The organism is Janthinobacterium psychrotolerans, from assembly GCF_001677885.1.
Taxonomy (GTDB): Bacteria; Pseudomonadota; Gammaproteobacteria; order Burkholderiales; family Burkholderiaceae_D; genus Janthinobacterium; species Janthinobacterium psychrotolerans.
The window spans coordinates 164,958-185,967 of sequence record NZ_LOCQ01000059.1 but is presented as its reverse complement, the minus strand read 5'-3'; the positions used below and the strand labels follow the sequence as shown (position 1 = coordinate 185,967).

The following is a 21,010-nucleotide window of genomic DNA, read 5'->3' as shown; positions in this document are numbered from 1 at the left end:
AGCGGAGACACACCATGATCATTTACGGAACCGCATTACTGGCCTTGTGCCATTTGCTCGGCATCTTCCTGGGCGACCTGCTCGGGCAGCTGATGGGCGTGAAAACCAATGTCGGCGGGGTCGGCATTGCCATGCTGCTGCTGATCTGCGCGCGGCTGTACATGCAGCGGCGCGAGTGGATGCCGCAGATGACCGAGCGCGGCGTGGAATACTGGGGCGCCATGTATATTCCGGTGGTGGTCGCCATGGCGGCCCAGCAGGATGTGGTGGCGGCGCTGCGTGGTGGACCGGTCGCGCTGCTGGCGGCGATCGGTTCCGTGATCGTGTGTGGCGGCGTGATCTCCCTGATCAACCGCATGGAAAGCCCGGCCGCGATTGCCGCCGCCGAAGCAGAAGCAATGCTGCCAAAGGAGCCACGTCATGCTTGAGATCTTTGAAAAAGCCGCCATCCATAACGGCCTGGTGACCGCTTTCGCTTTCGTCGGCCTGATCATGCTGCTGTCGGTGGCGCTGTCCAGATACCTGACCATGGGCCGCGTGCATGGCTCGGCGATCGCCATCGTGATCGGCCTGGGGCTGGCCTACTGGGGCGGCATTCACAGCGGCGGCCACAAGGGCCTGGCCGATTTGTCGCTGTTCGGCGGCATCGGCCTGATGGGCGGCGCCATGCTGCGCGACTTCGCCATCGTCGCCACGGCTTTCGAAGTGCAGGCCACCGAGGCGCGCAAGGCCGGCCTGATCGGGGTGGTGGCGCTGATGCTGGGCGTGGTGCTGCCGTTCCTGGTCGGCGCCGGCGTGGCCTATGTCTTCGGTTACTCGGACGCCGTCAGCATGACCACCATCGGCGCCGGCGCCGTCACCTATATCGTCGGCCCCGTCACCGGTGCGGCCATTGGCGCGACTTCCGACGTGATGGCGCTCAGCATCGCTGCCGGCCTGATCAAGGCCATCCTGGTGATGGTGGGCACGCCGGCCGCCGCGCGCTTTTTGCGCTTGAAAACGCCGCGTTCGGCGATGGTGTTCGGCGGCCTGGCCGGCACGGTTTCCGGCGTCTCGGCCGGCCTCGCCGCCACCGACCGCCGCCTGGTGCCGTATGGCGCCCTGGTGGCGACGTTTCACACGGGCCTGGGCTGCCTGCTGGGGCCGTCGCTGCTGTTCTTTGCCGTCAAGGCGGTAGTGGCCTGATGCACGGCTACCAGGCGCATGATCTGTTGTGGGCCGATGCGTCGACGGCCGCGCCGCCATGGGCCAGCGACCAATGGCTGCGGCAGGCGCCGCTGGTGGTGCGCCGCGCCGTGACCGCGCCAGGGCGCATCGCGGTCGGCCTGCGTGGCCTGCTGCGCAGCGAGCGTCACGCCGGCGAGATCGAGGCGGCGAGCGTGCTGCGCTGCATGACGCCCGAGATGCTGGCGGGTGCTCCGTTCGACGGCGAGGCTTGCGCCGCGCTGGCGGCCCTGCACACTGTGGCGCCGCTGCTGGACGCCACCGGCTGGGCCTGGGGACCGACCGGCGGCGTCGGTTTTGCGCTGGCCAGCGGCCTGCCGGTGCTGCGCGCCGACAGTGACCTGGACCTGGTGCTGCGCTTGCCGGCGCCACCCGATGCGGTGCAGATGGATGCATTGCGTGACATCGCCGCCGCCGTGGCGGGTTGCCGGCTCGACCTGCAGATCGACACCGGCCACGGCGGCTTTGCCTGGGCCGAATGGGCGGCCGGACGCCCGAAAATCCTGTTGAAGACGAACGGCGGGCCGCTGCTGACGGCCACGCCCTGGGAGAGCGCATGAGCGTGCTGTTTACCTTTCCGGGGCAGGGCGCCCAGCGCCCCGGCATGCTGCATGCGTTGCCGGCCGATGCGGCCGTAGCCGGCACCCTTGCGGAAGCGGCCGACGTGCTGGGTAGCGACCCCCTGCTGCTCGATACGGCAGAAGCGCTGGCCTCGACGCGCGCCGTGCAACTGTGCCTGCTGATCGCCGGCGTGGCGGTGGCGCGCTCGCTGGCCGAACGCGGGGCCGTGCCGGACATGGTGGCCGGCTTTTCCATCGGCGAGTATGCGGCGGCGGTGGTGGCCGGCGCCCTTGATTTTGCCGACGCCGTGCAGCTGGTGGCGCTGCGTGGCCAGTTGATGGAGGAAGCCTACCCCAGCGGCTATGGCATGGCGGCGATCATCGGCCTCGACAGCGCGCAGCTCGCACCGCTGGTCAACCAGGTGCATACGGCGGCCACGCCCGTGTACATCGCCAACCTGAACGCGCGCCGCCAGATCGCGATCGCCGGCAGCGACGCCGGGTTGCAGGCCGTGATGGCGCTGGCGTTAACACACGGCGCCAGCAAGGCCGAACGGCTGGCCGTCAGCGTGCCCTCGCATAGTCCGCTGTTCGACAACGCCGCGCAGCAGCTGCAGGCGGCCTTCGAGAGCGTCACCGTACGCCGGCCGCAGCTGGTCTATTTGAGCAGCAGCGCGGCGCGCACCCTGTTCGACCCGGCCCGCATCGGCGACAGCCTGGCCTCGAACATGGCACGCCGCGTGCATTGGGCCGATACGCTACGCCTGGCTTGGGAGCGCGGCGCAAGGCTGGCCGTCGAAATGCCGCCCGGCAGCGTCCTGACGCGTTTGACGGCGCCCGAATTCGGCGAGGGGGTGGCGGTGAGCTGCGATGGCAACCGCGCCGAGAGCTTGCTGGCGCTGATCGGCAAGCAGCACGGCGCCTGCGGCATCAACAGTTAAATCTTGCCCGTCAACCCCAGCTGGAAAGCCCTGCCCGGCAAGGGCGCAATATATTTCAGCGGCGAATTGTGCGGCCGGGCCTCCGCATCGAGCAGGTTGGAGGCGCTGACAAACACGTCGATCTGCTTGATGCTGGAGTTGTGCAGCTCGAAGGCGCGGCTGATCTGCAGGTTCACCAGCGTATAGCCACCGAGCGGCACTTCTTCGCTGACGCTCTTGCCCAGGTACTTCTGCTGGTCGTAGCGTGTGCCGGACGCGCTGGCTTTCCAGTCCTGGTTTTCCCACTGCAGCGTGGCGCCGTAGCGATTGGTCGGCATATTGGGCAGGTATTCGCCGTCGTTATGGGCGCGCAGCGCGTCGGGCTTGTCGGCCTTGTTCTTGACCAGGTCGGCAAAGGCGGAGAGGTTCAGCTTGCCGTAGGCGCCAAGTTCCAGCGCCTGCGACACATCGAGTTCGACGCCCCTGAGCGTGGTATCGGTCTGTTTCCAGTATTTTAACGGCAGGCGATTGGCCGTTTGCAGTCCAGAGGTGCCAAGGTAGAGGTAGTTGGCGTATTTCATCACATAAGCCGTCGCCGACGCCTTGAAGCCGTGATAGTCGAACAGCCCGGTCAGTTCGGTATTCCTGGCGCGTTCCGCCTGCAGGTTCTGGTTTCCTTCTTCCTGGGTCATGATGGAATAGTGGCGATTGCTGGCGTACAGCTCGTTGACCTCGGGCGCGCGCTGCGAGGACGAGTAGCGCAGCTTCGCGCCAAACAAACGGCCCAGTTCCGTCGAGGCGCCCACGTGATAGCTGTTCAGGCTGAAGTCGCGGCCTGCCAGTGTCGCATTTTTCGCATTGCGCGAGGTCTTGAAGGCACTGTTCCTGACAGCGTTGTCCACTTTTTCATGGCGAAAGCCGGCATCGAACGAAGCCCAGTCGAAGTCCAGGTTCTGGATGACGAACAGGGCGCGGTTGGTGGTATCCACATCGGGCAGGTAGCGCTGCGTGCCGCTGCCGGCGATCTCCCTGGCGCGGTAAGACAGGCCCAACAGGCCACTCAAGGGACCGGCGCGCCGCTGCGCCAGCAGCAGTTCGGCCTGGCTGGTGTCGAACTGGTAATCGTTCGCTGTCGCCGAACCGAGGCGCTCTCCCGACGTATTGTTCAGCCGCGAGACGCGCAGCTGCGCGCTTTCCAGCAAGGCCACCGGATCGAGCAGCCTGGCCTCGAGCGCATATTTGTCCTGCCTGATCACCACGTCGACCGGTTGCGCCTGCTCAGGATTGGCGCCGAAGGACTTGTTCTCCATCGAAAAGCCGGGCACGCCGTATTTGCTTTCCTTGGCATCGACGCTGACGGCAACATAGCCCTGGTCAAAAAAATAGGTCGAACCGATGGCAACATGGTTGTTGCTGGACTGGCTGTTGCCCAAGCTGCCGCGGTAGTCGGGCGTGACGTCATTGCTGATCTTGTTCTGCACGGTTTTCGGCGTGCCCGGCACGTAAGCGGGGTTGGCGGGATTCACATAGGTCTTGCCCTGCCACACCGTGGTCGGCTGGTTGGTATAAAAGGAAAAATCGCCATCGGCCCAGTTCGGGTTTTGCTTGATGAACTGTTCGATATAGGGTTGCGAGCTTTTATTGTAGACCTGCTGTATGCGTGCCTCTTTCTGACAACTGTCGGCAAGGAAGGTGTTTACGCCGCCGCTGGCAGGGAACAGCGCGCTGTTGCATGCGGACGCCTTGCTGTTGCCGGGAATATCGTACTGGCCGATCTTCTGGAAAGACAGTTGCACATTGGTCGAGAAATGCCGCTGGTCGTTGAAATTGAGGCGCAGGCCCTGGGCGTTGGCGTCGTTGAACCCCTTGCGCAGCACCAGTTCCACTTCCTTTTCGCGCGCTTCCATCTTCCTCGACACGAGCCCTGAATCGACGTCGACGCTGCCGCCGATGGCATTGCCGCCCAGGCGCACGCTGTCGGACGATTTGTTGACGGTGGCGCTGCGCACGAACAGCGGATCGAAAGGGATATTGATATCGCCGCTGAGCGCATTCATGCCGAGGATGGACTGGCCGTCTTCAAGGATTTGCACGCGGCTGCCGGACAGGCTGCGGATCACCGGCGCGCCGGAGTTCGGCCCGAAGGCGCTGTTTTGCACGCCCGAGACTTGTTCCAGCATGGCGCCCAGCGTGTTGTTCCGGGCCTGCGTGTTCTCGACCACGGCGACGCTGTCGATGTTTGAAGCCCGCTCCGCCTTGATATTAATGGTTTGCAGGGTGGTCTCATCTGCTGCGTAAGCGTGTGAAAAAGTCGACAGGATGGCGGCTGCAAGGGCGTGATGGCGCATGGATGGCTCTGAAAGTGGGGGGAAGGAAAGGACTTAAATGCAATTCAGTTGCAATTTTGTCGCAATAGTAGGCGATATGCAATATTATTGCAAGGCAATTGCATTTGATGGGCGCAGGGTGGGAGGAGGTGGCAAGCCGTGAACGCGACCTGCCGACAGGGCGGTGTGTTCGCTTACGCTGGTGTCAACAGCTTTTTCGCCTGCAGCCGTCGCGCGCGCCGCTTGCGTTCCCAGATGACGATGCCGGTCACCGACAGCATGGCCACCATCACGCCCATGAAGGACATCAGGATGCGGCCCGGCATGCCGAGGATGCGGCCCGAGTGCAGCGGGAATTGCAGCTGCACGAAGACGTCGGCGGCCGTGCCTTCCCAAGGCTTGTGCTGGCCGATGATGGCGCCGTTCATGCCGTCGACGTAGAGGTTGGACAGGCCCATGCCGGCCGTGCCGAATTCGTCGGCCGGGTCAAAAAAAGACACGTTGTAGAAGGAATAATCGCCGCCATAATAGATGCCGCCGATGGGCGCGGTGATGCCGCGCTGCACGGCTTCTTTTTTCGCAATCGCGACCGCCTGCTCGAAGCCGATCACTGGCTTGACGTAGGTGCCGAACGGCGCCGGCGTCTGCGTTTCATAGGGGCCAGGCGTGGTTTTCGAGACCAGCGACATGACCGGATAGAACACTTCGCGGTACAGGTTCAGCGAGAACGAGGTGAATGCGACGACGATGATGATGGCCCAGACCCACAGGCCACCGGCGCGGTGCAGGTCGAAATTGAGCTTGTAGCCGCCCGCCTTCCAGCGCAGCAGCCACGATGGTTTCCAGCGCTGCCACCAGGTGGCGGGGCTGCGGTGCGGCGCCGCTTCGTCGGGCGCGCGCGCGCGCAGGCGGCGCGGCGTGGTGAGATAAAACGCCACCAGGCTGTCGAGCAGCCAGACCAGCGCCACCGTGCCCATCAGCCAGTAACCCCAGCGGTCCGTGCCCCAAAAAGCCGGCACGTGCAGGCTGTAGTGCAAGTGGCGCAGGAAAGGCATCAGGCTGCGGCGCGACAGGGAAATCGCGGTCGAGTCGCGCGTGCCGGTGATCTGCGCCGTGACGGGGTCCACGTACACCGTGTTGTAGCCGAGCACATGGGGCTTGCCGGTGGCCGGGTCGGTCAATGGGCGCACGAGAAACTGCGCCGCATGGCCTTCTTCGAGGCCCAGGGTGAGGTAATTGACTTCCACGCGCGGGTCGGCCTGCGCCACTTTGTCTGCCAGCTCGAACGGCGGCCGCAGCGGGCCGCGGCCCGGCGTTTCCATGATGTCGGCGTTGAGCCATTCATCGAGCTCATGGTCCCAGGAGGTCACGGCGCCCGTCAGGCCGGCAACGATCAGGAACAGGGCGACGGCCAGGCCGGCCCAGCGGTGTACAACGGTCCAGAAAGCGCGCATGCGGTAGCAGTCTTCAGTAACACGGCGTGTCGGTGCCAGCGCACACACGCATGTGAATTTATTAATGGGAATCGTTCTCATTATCCGCTGCGTGCCTCTGTTTGGCAAGCTGCATGGCCTTGCCCCATGTTAAGATGCCACCGGGAGCACAGGGCTCTCCTGGCAGTGATGTCAGTTCCATATAAACAAGGCGAGACCGGCATGCGTATCGAACAGCGCAACAATATCCGCATCAACGAACCCGCAACGCCAGCAGATGGGGCCGGTACTGCGACCATCGTGTTTGCACACGGCTTCGGCTGCGACCAGACCATGTGGCGCTACCTGGAGCCGATGTTCCGCGACCGCTACCGCACCGTGCTGTTCGACCTGGTCGGCAGCGGCGGCTCGGATTTGTCCGCCTACGACTTCGACAGCTATACCAGCCTGCACGCGCACGCCGGCGATCTGCTGCAAGTGATCAAGGCCGTGGGCGATGGCCCCGTGATCTGCATCGGCCACTCGGTCAGTTCGATGACGGCCTTGCTGGCCTCGATCGCCGAACCGCAGCGTTTTGCCGCGCAGATCATGCTGGCGCCGTCGCCATGCTATGTCGACGATCCCGAGGATGGCTACCACGGCGGCTTTTCGCGCGAAGACATCGACGACCTGCTGGGTGCCATGGACAGCAATTACCTGGGCTGGGCCAGCACCATGGCGCCGGTCATCATGGGCGCACCCGGGCAGCCCGCGCTGGGCCAGGAGCTGGCGCACAGCTTTTGCCGCACCGATCCGACCATCGCCCTGCATTTTGCGCGCACCACGTTTTTGTCCGACCACCGTGCCGACCTGCCGCGCAACACCACGCCGGCGCTGATCGTGCAGTGCGATGACGACTTTATCGCACCGATGCCGGTCGGCGACTACCTGCGCGCCCATATGCCGCACAGCACCTTGCAGGTGATCGAGAACATGGGCCATTGCCCGCACATGAGCGCGCCGCAAGCCTGCCATGCGCCGATTCGCGCCTTTCTCGACGGCCTGCATCTCTGAGGCGACGCCGTACCGTGAGCTTCCTGCCTGATGTCGAAACCCTGTTCCAGCATGCCGCCTGCGGCCTGCTGCTGTGCGCCGTCGACGGCACCATCCTCAAGGCCAATGCGACCTTTTGCGGCTGGCTCGCCTATGCCGAGCATGAACTGGTCGGCAAGAAAAAGCTGGAGGACCTGCTGACCATCGGTGGTCGCGTGTTCCACCAGACGCACTGGCGTCCGCTGATGCAGGTGCAGGGTAGCGTGGCCGAAGTGCTGCTCGATGTGCGCCAGCGCCAGGGCGAAAAACTGCCGATGCTGTTCAACGCCGTGCGGCGCAAGCATGGCGAGGTGCAGTACGACGAGATCGCCGTGTTTGTCGCCACCGACCGCCGCAAGTACGAGCAGCATCTGCAGCTGGCGCGCAGCGACGCCAGTGCCCTCAATGCGCAGCTGGCGCAAGCCGACCGGCGCAAGGACGAATTCCTGGCCACCCTTGCGCACGAGCTGCGCAATCCGCTCGCGCCGATGCGCAATGTGCTCGAAGTATTGAATCTGGTGCAGCTCGATGACCCGCAGCTGAACCGCGCGCGCGAGGTGCTGGGACGGCAGGTCAGTCACATGACGCATCTGGTCGACGATTTGACGGAAGTATCGCGCATCACCCAGGGCCGGCTGGAACTGCGGCGCCAGAATATGGAGCTGGCGCCGGTGCTGGAGATGGCCGTGCACAGCGTGGCGACGCTGGCCACCCAGGCCGGCCATACGCTGCTGGTGGAGCAGCCCGACGAGCCCATCTGGCTCGACGCCGACGCCACGCGGCTGTCGCAGATGATCGCCAACCTGCTCACCAATGCCGTCAAATACACGCCGCACCAGGGCCAGGTCTGGCTCACTGTCGCGCGCGCCGACGGCGAAGTGGTGATCACCGTGCGCGATAGCGGCATCGGCATCGCGCACGAGCACCTGGGCACGGTGTTCGACATGTTTTCGCAGCTGGAGCCGGCCCTGTCGCGCGCCCAGGGCGGACTGGGCATCGGCCTGTCGCTGGTACGCGGCCTGGCGCAGCTGCATGGCGGCAGCGTCTGCGCGCGCAGCGCCGGCGTGGGGCAGGGCAGCACATTCGAATTGCGCCTGCCTGTGCTGCCCGCGCCGCCAGCCGCCGCGCAAGCGCCGGCCAGGGACCAGCTGCGGCCGGGTCAGAGTGCCGGCAAAGTACTGGTGATCGACGACAATGCCGACGCCGCCGACACCCTGGCGATGGCGCTCGAACTGCTCGGCTATGAAGTGGGCACGGTCTACGATGGACCGTCCGGTCTCACCTTTGCCGCCGCGTTCGGACCCGACGTGGTGCTGCTCGATATCGGCTTGCCGCACATGAATGGCTACGATGTGGCGCGCCGCCTGCGCGGCCAGCCCGGCGGGCGCGACACGATCCTGGTGGCGGTGACCGGCTGGGGCCAGGACAAGGACCGCAAGCTGGCCTCGGACGCGGGTTTCGATCTGCACCTGACCAAGCCGGTCGACTTTGCCGAGCTCGACACGGTATTGCAAAAGATGCTGGCCGCCAGGCCGGCCTGAATCATCTTCCAGATTATGCCGATAGAAAAAACCGCATTGCAGCAACGGCTGCCGCCGCGCATGGCCATTGCCCTGGCTCCCGAAGAAGCGCGCGCCAGGAAACAGGCGCGCGAACAGAAAGACGCGCAGGTGCGCGGCGTCGCGTCCATCGACACCATGCGCGAGGCCATCAAGCGCGTCGCGCGCACCTTGCCGGCCATTACCGGGGTACCGCACACGGGGCCGCTGGATGCCGCCCGTTTCCGCGCGCTGGCCGCGCAGGGCCTGCCGTTCCTGATGACGGGCGTGGTCAAGCGCTGGCCCCTGTGCCAGCTGACGCCGCAGGCCCTGCGCGAGCGCTACAGCCATCTGCCGGTGCGCGCGCGCGTGGGCGACTATATCAATACCGCCTTCGCGCCCGACCGCGCAATGCAGGACATGTCGATGGCCGAGTACCTGGACCTGGTGGCGCAGGGCGTGCACGATTTGCCGCCGTATCTGGGCAACCTGGAACTGCGCGAACTGAACCGCCTGTGCCACTGGCCCGCGTATTTCGACAAGATCGGCCCGCCGCGCTACTGGCTGGGGCCGGCCGGCACCGTCACGCCGCTGCACTGCGACTACGACGACAATCTGTTCGCGCAGATCTGGGGCAGCAAGCGCATCATCCTGGCGCCACCGCATCATGATGAATTTTTGTATCCGCGCGAAGCGAACGCCATTCTGTTCGGCTCGCCGTTTGACCCGGAAGCACCCGACTACGAGCGATTTCCGCTGGCGCGCCAGGCCACCATGATCGAATGCGTGGTGGCGGCGGGCGACATGCTGTATGTGCCGGCGGGCTGGTACCACCAGGTGCGCTCGCTGACGTTCTCGCTGTCGTCGAACCGCTGGGCCAGGGCCGTGCCGTTTGCCCTGCGCGGCGACGCCGCGTTCGACATCGGTTAGACTGGCAGCTCGCCATTTTCCGCGAGCAGTCAACGATGACGCGTCGTCTTTCCATCCTGGCCAGCCTGCTGCTGGCCACCGCCTTTTCGCCAGCGCATGCCGCCACCTATGGACCGGAGCTGCAGGGCTTCAGCTATCCGCATCCGGTCCGGCATTACAAGTTTGCCTCGCAGGGCCAGCAGTTGCAGATGGCGTATATGGACGTGGCGCCGACCGCCAAGGCCAATGGGAAGACAGCCGTGCTGATGCACGGGAAGAGTTTTTGCGGCGCTACCCGGGACAGCCAGATCACGGCCTTGCGCGGCGCCGGCTGCCGCGTGATCGCGCCGGACCAGATCGGTTTTGCGCCTCCAGCAAACCGCCCGTTACCAATACACCTTCAGCAGCTGGCCGCCAATACGGCTGGGCTGCTGAAACAGGCGGGCGTGGAGCGCGCCGTGCTGGTGGCCCATTCGACCGGCGGCATGCTGGCCACGCGCCACGCGCTGATGTACATGTACCCGCAGGCCGTGTCGCAGCTCGTGATGGTCAACCCGATCGGGCTGGAAGACTGGAAGGCGCTGGGCGTGCCGTGCCGCAGGTGGATCAATGGAACGAGCGCGCACTCAAACTGACGGCCGACAGCGTGCGCAGCGATGAAAAAGCGACCTATTACGGCGGACGATGGAAACCGGAATATGAACGCGGGGTCGACATGCTGGCCGGCCTGAACGCGGGGCCGGGCAAAAAAGTGGTGGCGTGGAATTCGGCGCTGATCTGCGACATGATCTTTACCCAGCCGGTGATCCACGAATTCCCGAAGCTGACGGTACCCACCGTGCTGATGATCGGCGACGCCGACACCACCGCAATTGGCAGTGATATCGCGCCACCGGAGTCCAAGGCCAAACTGGGCAACTATGCGGTACCGGGCAAGCAGGCCGCCGCCCTGATACCGGGCAGCAGCCTGATCGTGTTCCCGGGCATGGGCCATGCGCCGCAGATGGAGGAGCCGGAAGAGTTCAACCGGCAGCTGGTGGAGGCGATGGAGAGTGTCGCGCCGTAAATGATGCGTAGGTGAGCCCCGGCTGAAGGTCGCAAGCCAACAACATTGTTGCCGCCATGGGTGGTGTCGGATTACGCGCAAGCGCTAATTCGACCTACGCCAAACCGTTGAGACGCGTAGGTCGGATTAGCAGGGCCGCAGGCCCAGCGTAATCCGACAACATTGTTGACGCCACATGTTGTGCCTGAAACTGTTCAAGCCGGCTGCACGTCCGCCAGATTGCGGCTGCGGTTTTCCACCATCACCGAAATGCCCAACACCACGATGCCGCCGCAGGCCAGCAGGGCGCCGACCCAGCCGGTCGACTGCAGGCCGGCGCCCATGGCGATGGCGATGCCGCCGGCGTAGGCGCCCAGGGCGTTGGCGATATTGAAAGCCGAGTGGTTCAGGGCGGCGGCCACGGTCTGGGCGTCGCCGGCCACGTCCATCAGGCGGGTCTGTACTGCTGGCGCTACCGCAATGCCGGCGCCGATGGCGAACAGGTTGATCGCCGTCAGCCAGACATTGGTGGTGGTGTAGCTGAAGGCGATCAGGGCCACCACGTTCCACACCAGCACGCCAAAGATGGTCCACAGGCGCGAGCGGTCGGCCAGCCAGCCGCCGATCATGTTACCGACCGTCATGCCGACACCGATCACGGCCAGCAGGATCGAGATCACCAGCGGCGACACCTTGGTGATTTCCGTCAGGGTCGGCGTAATAAACGTATAGACGGCAAACATGCCGCCAAAGCCGATCGCCACCATCAGCAGGGTCAGCCACACTTGCAGGCGGCGGAACACGCCCAGCTCACGGCGCGGGCTCGAGTCGCCAGCGGCCACTTTCGGCACGAAAATACGCATCATCAGCATGGTCAGCAGGCCCAGTGCGGCGACCAGCAAAAAGGCCGGGCGCCAGCCCATGGTCTGGCCGATATAGGTGGCCAGCGGCACGCCGAAGATATTGGCTACCGTCAGCCCCATCAGCACACGCGCCACGGCCTGGCCGCGCCGGTCCGGTTCGGCCATGGCCGCCGCCACCAGCGCGGCGACGCCAAAGAAGGCGCCGTGCGGGATGCCGGCGATAAAGCGGGCCACCACCAGCAAGCCGTAGTTCGGCGCGATCGCACTTAACAGGTTGCCGCCGGCGAACATCAGCATCAGGCAGATCAGCATCAACCGGCGCGGCATGCGCGCCAGGAAGATGGTGATCAATGGCGCACCGACCACCACGCCCAGCGCATAGGCGCTGATCATGTGACTCATTTCCGGCAAGGTCGTGCCCAGGTCGTTGGCCACCACGGGCAGGATGCTCATGGAGGCGAATTCGCCGGTGCCGATCGCCAGGCCGCCGATGGCCAGCGCCAGGTCGGCATAGCCAGCGCCAAAAGGCGCGTTTACGCGCGGTATGAATGAGTCTGCGGAAGCGTGCATGTTCTAGGATTCGGTAAGAGGGTGGAGACGGGGTGGGAAAGCGTGCCCGGATGCGGGCTGCCACAGCCGTTATTGTATTGGATACCGGCCGGCTCTGCAGGTGGCACTGCAAAAATGCTGCGCCGCACACCACAGCTGGCGGCAATCAAACCGGCGCGCGCCTGACGCGGCCAGGCGCCAGATTGATTAATTTGACAAGTTTGTTGTCATAAAGCCTGCTGCAGTGCACGCCGGTGTCAACGGTGCGCCGGACCTGGCCTGAACCGGCGTATAAATATGGCAAGCTTATCCCGGGAGGCTGGCCATGTTCGAACTCGATGTGCCGTGGTGGGAACTGATGTCGCGCGCCGCGCTCGTGTATATCGCGTTGCTGCTGATGATGCGCATGACGGGCAAGCGGACGGTCGGCCAATTTACGCCGTTCGACCTGCTGGTGGTAATGCTGCTGAGCGAGGCGGTATCGAATTCGCTGTCGGGCGGCGACGATTCAATCCCGGGCGGCCTGCTGCTGGCCTTGACGCTGCTGGGCCTGAACATGCTGATCGCCTTGCTGACCTCGCGCAGCCGCAAGATGGCCGAACTGATCGACGGCACGCCGGTGCTGCTGGGGCGGGACGGCAAGATCTTTGACGAGGTGGTGCGGAAATCGCGCGTGGCGGCAGGCGATGTCGAGCAGGCCCTGCGCGAAGCGGACTGTCCGCTGGCCGACATGAAATGCGCGTTCCTGGAAGCCGATGGCAAGATCACCATCCTGCAAAAGTAAATCACCGCGCCGGTTTTGCCGACGCAGTCCTCGGTCAGATAGTGGTGCTGCGCCGCAAGTACAGTGGCATCCACCACCACATGGCCATGATCAGCACGGCAATCATGGCGCAGGCGATGATGCCGGCCATGTGCCCGAAGACTTCGGAAATGACCAGGTTGGTGCCGAGGGTAAAGGCGAACGCCAGGGCCAGCGCACCGGCCATCATGATGCGGTCGGCCACGCGTTTGAAGCGCTCGCGGTCGTTCAGCGGGCGCATGATGCGGTGCTGGATGGCGGGCGCGCTCAGCAGCACCAGGCTGGTCATGGACAGAAAGAAAGTCGCGAGGAAGACGATCTTTTCCGCCTGCACGATTTTCGCAAAGCCGCCGTTGAAGGGCAGGATGATCAGGAACGCCGTCAGCATTTGCGCGCCGGGCAGCAAGATGCGCAGTTCGCTCAGCAGATCGGACAGGTCGCCGCTGTCGCTGGCGTCCTGCTGTTCTTTCTGGTCCCGCGCGGGATCGATATCGTTGACCATATTGCAATCATTCAATTCTGTAAAAACGCCAGTCTAGCCCGGATCGGCGGGCCCGACTGTTTGCGGGCGCACCTTCAGAACCATTGCTGCCATCGCTGCGGCGTGCGCAAGGCAAATTCGCGCAGACGCTGCAAGGGATTCGAGACCATCGCTTGAACGCTGTGCGTGCCGTCGTGGCCGCAGTTGCCGCAGTAGTGGCGCCGGTGCGGCTCGGCCGCGAAGTCGCCCAGGTCCAGGTGCGGATGGCCGCAGCGGCTGCAGTCGCTGCAACCGAGTGGTGCACCATCGCGCAGCGCCTGCACATAGGCCAGCGCGGCCGGCGGCGTGATATTGATCTGCAAGACGGACGGGTGAAACAGGCCGGGCAGCGCGCGGCAATCGATGGCCAGCGCCATCGCCGTGCGTACCAGCAAGGCGCCGCCATCGTCGGACCTGGCCCGCAAGCGCAGCAGGCCGTCCTCGCCCATGCAGAGGCTGCTGGCGTGATGGCGGGCCGGGTCGAACACTTCCGGGTACAACAGATAGCCCATGCCGCTCTGGTGCAGCTTGCACTGCCGCCGGCCCGACGCTTCCAGTTGCGCCAGGTCGGCATTGACCCCCCAGTAGCACTGATGGGTGCGGCACCACTGGCGCGGCGCGCCATTGCGAAATTTGCCGGCCTCGACCAGTTCACATTCCACCGTGGCATTGATGCCCGCAGCGGCCTTGAAGTGGCCGGTAATGCCGGGCGTGGTGACGGCGATATGGCCAACCGTCGCTTGCAGCGGCCAGCTGATGCCGGGCAGGGTCAAGCGCGGCATCGCCATCAGCGGCCCTCCTGCGGCGGCAAGCAGCGATCCCGGGTTTCCTTGATGCGGGCCAGGCCGCCCGACAGGCTGGCCTTCATGCCGCGGCGCAGTTGGACCTCGCGCGCATGCCGGTTGGCGGACGGGCCCGAGGCGCAGCTGAAGATGGCCTGGTGCTGGCGGCCAAAGGCGCCGTTGATGCCATCGCCGGGATAGCCGAACACGCGTTCCACGCCCCATTCATGCAGGCGCTGCAAGAGAAAGTCGGCAACGGTCGCGGCCATGGCATATTCTCCAATCAAGTCATGCTGAAAGAGCCATCATAATATTTTCTCAAGTGGCATGGCGCACGTGCGCGAGGAACGGCGCCGCAGGACACAGTACAATCATGCAGGGCAGGGGCGTTCCCTGCCGGACGATACAGGAGAACATCATGGGACTGTTTGATCAACTGGCGGGACAGGCCATCGATATGCTGGGAAACAATAAAGAAGCGGCGGGCGCGGCGGCGGGCCAGTCAGGCTTGCTGGCCAGCGTGATGGAGCTGATCAACCAGCATGGCGGCTTGCAGGGCCTGCTGCAGAAATTCCAGGAAAGCGGCTTGCAGGACCAGGTGGCCAGCTGGATCGGCACGGGCGCGAATGCGTCGGTGTCGGGCGAGCAGGTACAGGGCGCGCTGGGCGCCGACACCATCACCCGGGTCGCCGCCAAACTGGGCCTGCCGGCCGATGCCGCTTCAGGCGGCCTGGCGGCGCTGCTGCCGCAGCTGATCGATCACCTGACACCGAACGGCCAAGTGCCTGAAGGCAACGACCTGATGGCGCAGGGGTTGAATTTATTGAAGGGCAAGTTTTTCGGCTGACCCGCAGGATTCAGGCCGCGCGCAAACCCTGGCGCTGGCCCGGGTAGCCGGGCTCGCTTGTCAGGCGCGCCGTGCTGCCCTCGATCAGGCAGGACATATAGCGCCGGCTTTCGGCCTTGCCCTGTCGCCGTTCCAGCATGGCAACGGCGTCAGCCGCCATTTTTTGTATCGGCTGGCGCAGGGTGGTGACGTCGTAGCTGAGCCAGCCCGAAGCCTCCAGCGCGTCGAAGCCCGCCACCGACATGCTCAGCGGCACTTGTATGCCCAACTGGTGGCGCGCCGTGTCCAGGCAGCCGATGGCCATGATGTCGTTGCCGCAGATAACCGCGTCCGGTACCCGCCCCAGGCGGTCGATAATCTTGCGCAAGCCCTGGCCACCGCTGGCATAGTCATAGTTGCCGCTGACCACCACCGGCGCCGGCAGGCCCAGTTCCAGCAGCCGTTCGACCATGCCGGACTTGCGTTCCTGCGCCGTGGCCGAGTCGCCGGGGCCGTCGATCATGGCGAACTGGCGGTGGCCGGCCTCGGCCAGGCGCGACACCAGCAGGCGCGCCGCGTCGGCCTGGTCGCACAGCACGGCGTGCACGTCATGGCCGCGCGGGCAGCGGTTGTAGAGCACCAGCGGCACTTTGCGGCGGGTAAATTCGGCCAGTTGCTCGTCGGACAGCCAGGCCGCGACGATGGCGCCATCGACCTGATATTGCCAGACATCGCACAGCACCTTGCCGACATCGGCCTCGCGCTCCAGCGTAAACAGCAGCAAGCGCTTGCCCTGGCGCGCGATCTGCTCGCTCAGGCCGGACAGCACTTGCGGATAATACAGATTGGCCAGGCTGGAGACGATCACGGCCACCAGGTTGGAGCGGCGCGTCGACAGGCTGCGCGCGGCCGCGTTCGGAATATAGTCGAGCGCGCTGGCCGCCCGCATCACCTTGCCCTGGGTGGCGGGCGACACGCTGGCGCCCGGCTTGAAGCTGCGCGACACGGCTGATTGCGACACGCCGGCCAGCAGCGCCACGTCGTAGGAGGTGACACGGCGCGCGGCGCCATCCCCGGCGCTGTTCAGGGTCCGGCTTTCAACGATCGTCTTTTTTCGCATGGTATTCTGGCTCGCCACCTGTCCCGGGGTCGTCTTGCGGTACTGGTCGCTTTTATTGCTCGTCGGCCAGGTCGGACGGTGAGCATAGCGTAAAAGATTGCTTAATGGCAAGACTGTTTCTTATGAATGTGGCAAATATGATGCTGCTGGCAAGGACGCCGTGCCGTGGCGTTCATTGCGCGCTATCGCAGCTGCCCGTGCCATAGGGGCTGGTTTGGCCCGGTGGCGGCACGCGGCGCACGCTGAAATCCGTGGACAGGGTCGGTAGCGTGATTTCCATGGTCGACGCCGCTTCCGTGCCGGCGACACTGCCGCGCACGCTCAACGCCAGTTGCAGCCATGCGCCATAATTGCGCGGATAGCTGATGGTGACGGTAGCCAGGCCCAGTGCATCGGTCTGGCCGCTGGCGCTGACCGTCAGCGCGATGCCGGGGTCCAGCACGCCATTGCCATTCAGGTCGTAGGCCAATTCAAAGATGCCGTTGCGCAGCACGTCTTCATTGGCGCAACTGTAGCGGGGCAAGGCCAGGCGCCAGGCGCCCGTGTCGGGAAAATCGGGCTTGTCCGCCTCCCACACAAAATAGCCCTTGCCGTAGCGGCTGGGCCAGCCGGCCGCCGTGATGGCCACGCCCGCGACGGCATTGCCGGCGCTGTCGGAAACAAAGACGGCAATGTCCTTCTGCAAGACGCTGGAGGAATATTCGCGCACGTTGTTGCCGGTGCCAAACTTGATCGACAAGGCTTTTTTTGCCACCGTCAGGCGCACTTGCGCGGTGGCGGCGGCCTGGCTGGCACCGTCGATGCTGGCCTGGATCAGCACGCCGTCGCGCCCGCTGTCGGCCGGACCGGCCACGTAGACGGCTTGCGCCAGACCGCCGGCATCGGTCAGCACGCGCCCCGTTTGCCGCAGGTAGCCGCCGCTGGCGTCGCTGAGGATGGTAAACAGCACCGGCGCATGCTTGACCAGATTGTTGGCGGCGCCATCGCGCACCACGGCGCTGATGGTGGCGATACTGTCGGTGGCACCAAAGGCGTTCGGACCCAGCACGGCCGGACCGGCTTGCACACTGAGCTTGCTGGCCGAGCTCAGTGGGGCAATGAATTCCAGCCGCGTCTGCGCCGTGGGGCCGCCGGCAACCGCCGCCGTGATGGTGGCCATGCCCGCGTAGGCCGAGCGCACATAGCTGGTCGGCAAGCTGCCATTGGTAAAGATCAGGCTGGACGGCAGGACCGCGGCGCAGGCGCTGTCCGCATGTAAAGTACCGCGCGAGGTGGACAGGCTGGCGCTGCCGGTGCGCGCCACGCCACCGGACTCGTAGCGCACATCGATGGGCTGGCAGGCCATCGCCGGCACTTCCTGCGGCAGTTCCGCGCCACTGGCGTCCAGGCCGACGGCGGGACTGAGGCGCAGTTCGCCGCCGGCCACCGTGTAGGCATGCGAGACCGAGGCGCCGAGCGCGCTGGCCGACACCGCATTGTTGCCCGGCGCGCCAGCGGCCAGGCGCAGCAGCAGCTGGCCTTGCGCATTGCTCACCGTCGCCGCGCCATCCCTGACTGTGAGGCCGGTGGCGCCATTGCCGCTGTAGCGGATGGCCGCGCCGCTGACGGGCTGGCGCGCCGAGTCGCGCACGGTCACTACCAGATCCGCCTGCTGTCCGGTGGCCAGCAAGGACGGGCCGGCCAGTTGTACCGTGGTGCCGGTCACCGCCACCGCGCCGCTGCCAGCCTGGCTGCCGACCCTGGCCGTGACCTTGATGCTGCGATTATGCTTGTCGCCACCGGTGCCGAGCACGGCGCGCGCCTGGCCGTTCCTGTCGGTCACCGCATCGACGCTGGCCAGCAGGCCGGAGTCGGCGGCAAAGCTGATCTTTGCGTTTGGCAAGGCCAGGTTGGCGGCGTCTTTCACCAGCGCGGTCACCCCTACTTCGCTGCCGGCCACGCCACTCGAAGGCAACTCGGTGCTGGAAAACAGCAGCCGCACGGAGCTGGCCAGGCTGGCCGGATCGGGCGGGGTGAGCGGCGTGGTCACTGGAGGGACGACCGGGGCGGGCAGGGTGCCGCCGCAGCCGCCGGTACTTTGCAGGGTGCAGCCGCCGGTGGGCTGTGGATCGGCGGAGCCACCCCCGCAGGCGTTCAGCAGGATCGCGATAAACAATGGCAAGGTATGGCGGCGCAGTCGGCTCGGGATCACGGCGGTCTCCAGGAACGGTATAGTTGCTTTGCATTAATTTCCTAAGAGTAGCTTTTAGCCATCGTCAGCCTTTGATGCAGAGCAAGCTTGTCGCGCAAGCCGGCAGCCGTGCTTATTTTTCTGGTGCAAGAGATCGCTTTCTGGTAGCATGACGCCCCTTTATTCAGGGAAGGGTCGACATGGCCAATGCTTGCGGCGTCGATTTCGGTACGTCAAATTCCACGGTAGGCTGGGCGCGTCCAGGGCAGAGCACCATGCTCAGCCTGGAAGATGGCAAGCCTACCCTGCCGTCGGTGGTGTTCTTCAATGCGGAAGACGAGGAGGTGAGCTTTGGCCGCGCCGCCCTGGCCGGCTACCTGGCCGGCTACGAAGGCCGTTTGATGCGCTCGCTCAAAAGCCTGCTCGGCACCAGCCTGATCGACGGCCAGACGGAAGTGGGCGGCCGCGCCATTCCATTCCGCTTGCTGTTGTCGCAATTTATTGGCGAAGTGAAAAAGCGCGCCGAGCAGTCGGCGGGCCGCGAATTCAGCTCGGCCGTGTTTGGCCGTCCCGTGTTCTTTATCGATGACAACGCCCAGGCCGACCAGTTGGCGCAGGACACCCTGGCCGAAGTGGCACGCTCGGTCGGTTTCAAGGACGTGGCTTTCCAGTTCGAACCGATCGCCGCGGCGTTTGACTACGAGTCGCAGATCGACCGCGAAGAACTGGTGCTGATCGCCGACATCGGCGGCGGCACCTCTGACTTTTCGCTGGTGCGCCTGTCGCCCGAGCGCGCCAGGAAGACCGAGCGCCGCGAAGATATCCTGGCCACCGGCGGGGTGCATATCGGCGGCACCGACTTCGATAAATACCTGAGCCTGTCGTCCGTCATGCCGCTGCTCGGCTATGGCAGCCGCCTGAACAACAACAGCGAAGTGCCATCCAGCTATTATTTCAACCTGGCCACCTGGCACACCATCAACCTGGCCTATACCAAGAAGATCTGGGTGCAGCTGGCCGATGTGTGCCGCGATGCGCGCGAGCAAGATAAGGTCAAACGCCTGCAAAAGCTGATCGACGAGCGCGCCGGCCACTGGCTGGCGATGAAGGTGGAAGAAGGCAAGATCGCGCTGTCCGACGCGCAGGAAGTGCGGCTCGAACTGGACCGTTTGTCGCCGGCGCAAAACCTGCTGCTCCAGCGCGCCCAGTTCGACGAGGCCATCGGCCACCTGTGCGGCAGCGTGGAGGAGACCGTGCTGCGTTTGCTGCGCGACGCCGGCGTGGCGCCGGAAGCGGTCGACACCGTGTTCTTTACGGGCGGCTCGAGCGGCGTGCGCCTGCTGCGCGAAAAAATCGCGGCCCTGGTGCCGTCGGCGCGCAAGGTGGAAGGCGATCTGTTCGGCAGCATTGGGGCCGGTCTGGCGCTCGACGCAGTGCGCAAATTCGGTTAAAAATGCCCATGGCAGCGTTGCCGCGTCTTGCCGTACTATCGTACTGTCTGCAACGCGGCGCCTTGCCCTGAGCATTTTATTGATGTACCCACCGCCGCCCCCGAGAAAGCCCGCCCATGCATGTGTTTGAGCAACCGATCGTCATGATCGACTTTGAAACCACCGGTTTGTCGCCCGAGATGGGCGACCGCATCACGGAGGTGGCGGCGCTGCGCATCGAAGGCGGGCGGATCACCGACCGTTATGTCAGCCTGATCAACTGCAATGCGCGCATTCCGTCGTTTATCACGGGATTGACGGGGATTACCCAGGCGATGGTCGACAAGGCGCCGCCGGTGGCCGAAGTGGTGCCGCAGTTGCTGGACTTTATCGGCAACGACGCCTTGTCGGCCCATAACGCCAGCTTCGATGAAAAATTCCTGCGCGCCGAAAGCGCCCGGCTGGACCTGGCGCCGGCGCACCGCGCGCTGGTGTGCTCGTTGAAACTGTCGCGCCGCGTGTTTCCCGGCTTGTCCAGCTACAAGCTCGGTTTGCTGTCCGGCCAGCTGGGCATCGCCTTCAAGAGCGCGGCCCACCGCGCCGAGTCCGATGCGGAAGTGGCCGCCCAGGTGCTGATCCATATCGGCCGCCATTTGCGCAGCAATTATGGCATCGACGGCGTCGACGCCGACCTGCTGGTGTCGCTGAACAAGCTGGCCGCCGCCAAGGTGCCGCAGTACCTGCAGAAACATCCGGGACGGCGTTGAGCCCGGGATGACCCTCGCCCGTTCTTAAGGCGAACTGGTCAAGTAGATGTAATTTTATTATTACCTTTGAGTTCGCTCAAGCCTGCCCGGTCCCCTGAATTTACAATGCACTCCATCAGCGATGTTGCCGTTGCGGACTGCCGTGCCTGGCCGT

Annotated in this window: 21 protein-coding genes; 13 read left to right on the top strand and 8 right to left on the bottom strand. The window is 64.9% G+C overall.

Annotated elements, in window-relative coordinates; all coding sequences use genetic code 11:
• The first annotated feature begins 14 nt into the window (after positions 1-14).
• Genes madL through mdcH form a run of 4 tightly spaced genes read left to right on the top strand, consistent with a single transcriptional unit; the run spans position 15 to position 2,725 of the window.
• Positions 15-428, top strand: a complete 414-nt coding sequence (madL, locus tag ASR47_RS19320; RefSeq protein WP_065309412.1) for a malonate transporter subunit MadL — start codon at positions 15-17, stop codon at positions 426-428.
• Entirely contained in the window at positions 421-1,185 is a 765-nt protein-coding gene (madM, locus tag ASR47_RS19315) for a malonate transporter subunit MadM (RefSeq protein ID WP_065309411.1), read from the top strand. The genes madL and madM overlap by 8 nt, the downstream gene beginning before the upstream one ends.
• Positions 1,185-1,784: a malonate decarboxylase holo-ACP synthase gene (locus ASR47_RS19310; RefSeq protein WP_065309410.1), complete on the top strand. Its 600-nt coding sequence runs from the start codon at positions 1,185-1,187 to the stop codon at positions 1,782-1,784. Before madM ends, ASR47_RS19310 begins: the two co-directional genes overlap by 1 nt.
• A complete protein-coding gene (mdcH, locus tag ASR47_RS19305; RefSeq protein ID WP_065309409.1) occupies positions 1,781-2,725 on the top strand; it encodes a malonate decarboxylase subunit epsilon in 945 nt (314 codons plus the stop codon). The genes ASR47_RS19310 and mdcH overlap by 4 nt, the downstream gene beginning before the upstream one ends.
• Here mdcH and ASR47_RS19300 read toward each other — a convergent pair.
• Positions 2,722-5,052 (bottom strand): TonB-dependent receptor, encoded by a 2,331-nt coding sequence (locus tag ASR47_RS19300; RefSeq protein ID WP_065309408.1) that lies wholly within the window; start codon positions 5,050-5,052, stop codon positions 2,722-2,724. The genes mdcH and ASR47_RS19300 overlap by 4 nt on opposite strands.
• 173 nt (positions 5,053-5,225) lie before the next feature.
• On the bottom strand, positions 5,226-6,485 hold the full coding sequence (locus tag ASR47_RS19295) for a PepSY-associated TM helix domain-containing protein (RefSeq protein ID WP_065309407.1): 1,260 nt from the start codon (positions 6,483-6,485) through the stop codon (positions 5,226-5,228).
• Positions 6,486-6,686: 201 nt separating this feature from the next.
• On the opposite strand from ASR47_RS19295, the gene ASR47_RS19290 reads away from it, so the two are divergent.
• The 5 genes from ASR47_RS19290 to ASR47_RS28270 are packed head-to-tail and all read left to right on the top strand — an operon-like array spanning position 6,687 to position 11,048.
• Positions 6,687-7,517, top strand: a complete 831-nt coding sequence (locus ASR47_RS19290; protein WP_065309406.1) for an alpha/beta fold hydrolase — start codon at positions 6,687-6,689, stop codon at positions 7,515-7,517.
• Positions 7,518-7,531: 14 nt separating this feature from the next.
• Positions 7,532-9,076, top strand: coding sequence for a hybrid sensor histidine kinase/response regulator (locus ASR47_RS19285; protein ID WP_065309405.1), 1,545 nt, complete (start codon positions 7,532-7,534; stop codon positions 9,074-9,076).
• Positions 9,077-9,091: 15 nt separating this feature from the next.
• On the top strand, positions 9,092-10,003 hold the full coding sequence (locus ASR47_RS19280) for a cupin-like domain-containing protein (protein ID WP_065309404.1): 912 nt from the start codon (positions 9,092-9,094) through the stop codon (positions 10,001-10,003).
• Between the two features lie 35 nt (positions 10,004-10,038).
• Entirely contained in the window at positions 10,039-10,617 is a 579-nt protein-coding gene (locus ASR47_RS28275) for an alpha/beta fold hydrolase (protein ID WP_342670553.1), read from the top strand.
• A complete protein-coding gene (locus tag ASR47_RS28270; protein ID WP_342670552.1) occupies positions 10,575-11,048 on the top strand; it encodes an alpha/beta fold hydrolase in 474 nt (157 codons plus the stop codon). The genes ASR47_RS28275 and ASR47_RS28270 overlap by 43 nt, the downstream gene beginning before the upstream one ends.
• A gap of 194 nt (positions 11,049-11,242) precedes the next feature.
• Here the strand turns inward: ASR47_RS28270 and ASR47_RS19270 are convergent, their stop codons facing one another.
• A complete protein-coding gene (locus ASR47_RS19270; RefSeq protein ID WP_082989045.1) occupies positions 11,243-12,460 on the bottom strand; it encodes an MFS transporter in 1,218 nt (405 codons plus the stop codon).
• 304 nt (positions 12,461-12,764) lie between these two features.
• On the opposite strand from ASR47_RS19270, the gene ASR47_RS19265 reads away from it, so the two are divergent.
• Positions 12,765-13,223 carry a DUF421 domain-containing protein gene (locus ASR47_RS19265; protein WP_065309403.1) on the top strand — a complete coding sequence of 153 codons (459 nt, stop codon included), beginning with the start codon at positions 12,765-12,767 and terminating at the stop codon, positions 13,221-13,223.
• A 34-nt stretch (positions 13,224-13,257) separates the two neighbouring features.
• Here the strand turns inward: ASR47_RS19265 and ASR47_RS19260 are convergent, their stop codons facing one another.
• The 3 genes from ASR47_RS19260 to ASR47_RS19250 form a co-directional block, all read right to left on the bottom strand.
• Positions 13,258-13,743: a DUF6328 family protein gene (locus ASR47_RS19260; RefSeq protein WP_065309402.1), complete on the bottom strand. Its 486-nt coding sequence runs from the start codon at positions 13,741-13,743 to the stop codon at positions 13,258-13,260.
• 74 nt (positions 13,744-13,817) lie between these two features.
• Positions 13,818-14,549, bottom strand: coding sequence for a hypothetical protein (locus tag ASR47_RS19255; RefSeq protein ID WP_065309401.1), 732 nt, complete (start codon positions 14,547-14,549; stop codon positions 13,818-13,820).
• The gene (locus ASR47_RS19250; RefSeq protein WP_065309400.1) at positions 14,549-14,812 is read right to left on the bottom strand and encodes a hypothetical protein; all 264 of its coding nucleotides are present in this window, start codon (positions 14,810-14,812) and stop codon (positions 14,549-14,551) included. Before ASR47_RS19250 ends, ASR47_RS19255 begins: the two co-directional genes overlap by 1 nt.
• A gap of 149 nt (positions 14,813-14,961) precedes the next feature.
• Between ASR47_RS19250 and ASR47_RS19245 the strand changes: the two genes are divergently transcribed.
• Positions 14,962-15,390 (top strand): YidB family protein, encoded by a 429-nt coding sequence (locus tag ASR47_RS19245; RefSeq protein WP_065309399.1) that lies wholly within the window; start codon positions 14,962-14,964, stop codon positions 15,388-15,390.
• Positions 15,391-15,400: 10 nt separating this feature from the next.
• On the opposite strand, the gene ASR47_RS19240 is transcribed toward ASR47_RS19245, so the two are convergent.
• Both ASR47_RS19240 and ASR47_RS19235 read right to left on the bottom strand, forming a co-directional pair.
• Positions 15,401-16,489, bottom strand: coding sequence for a LacI family DNA-binding transcriptional regulator (locus tag ASR47_RS19240; RefSeq protein ID WP_082989060.1), 1,089 nt, complete (start codon positions 16,487-16,489; stop codon positions 15,401-15,403).
• 172 nt (positions 16,490-16,661) lie between these two features.
• The gene (locus ASR47_RS19235) at positions 16,662-18,680 is read right to left on the bottom strand and encodes an Ig-like domain-containing protein (RefSeq protein ID WP_065309398.1); all 2,019 of its coding nucleotides are present in this window, start codon (positions 18,678-18,680) and stop codon (positions 16,662-16,664) included.
• A gap of 179 nt (positions 18,681-18,859) precedes the next feature.
• Between ASR47_RS19235 and ASR47_RS19230 the strand changes: the two genes are divergently transcribed.
• Together ASR47_RS19230 and ASR47_RS19225 are read left to right on the top strand one after the other, a co-directional pair.
• Positions 18,860-20,110, top strand: a complete 1,251-nt coding sequence (locus ASR47_RS19230; RefSeq protein WP_065309397.1) for an Hsp70 family protein — start codon at positions 18,860-18,862, stop codon at positions 20,108-20,110.
• Positions 20,111-20,226: 116 nt separating this feature from the next.
• The gene (locus ASR47_RS19225; protein ID WP_171898994.1) at positions 20,227-20,856 is read left to right on the top strand and encodes a 3'-5' exonuclease; all 630 of its coding nucleotides are present in this window, start codon (positions 20,227-20,229) and stop codon (positions 20,854-20,856) included.
• Positions 20,857-21,010: the final 154 nt, after the last annotated feature.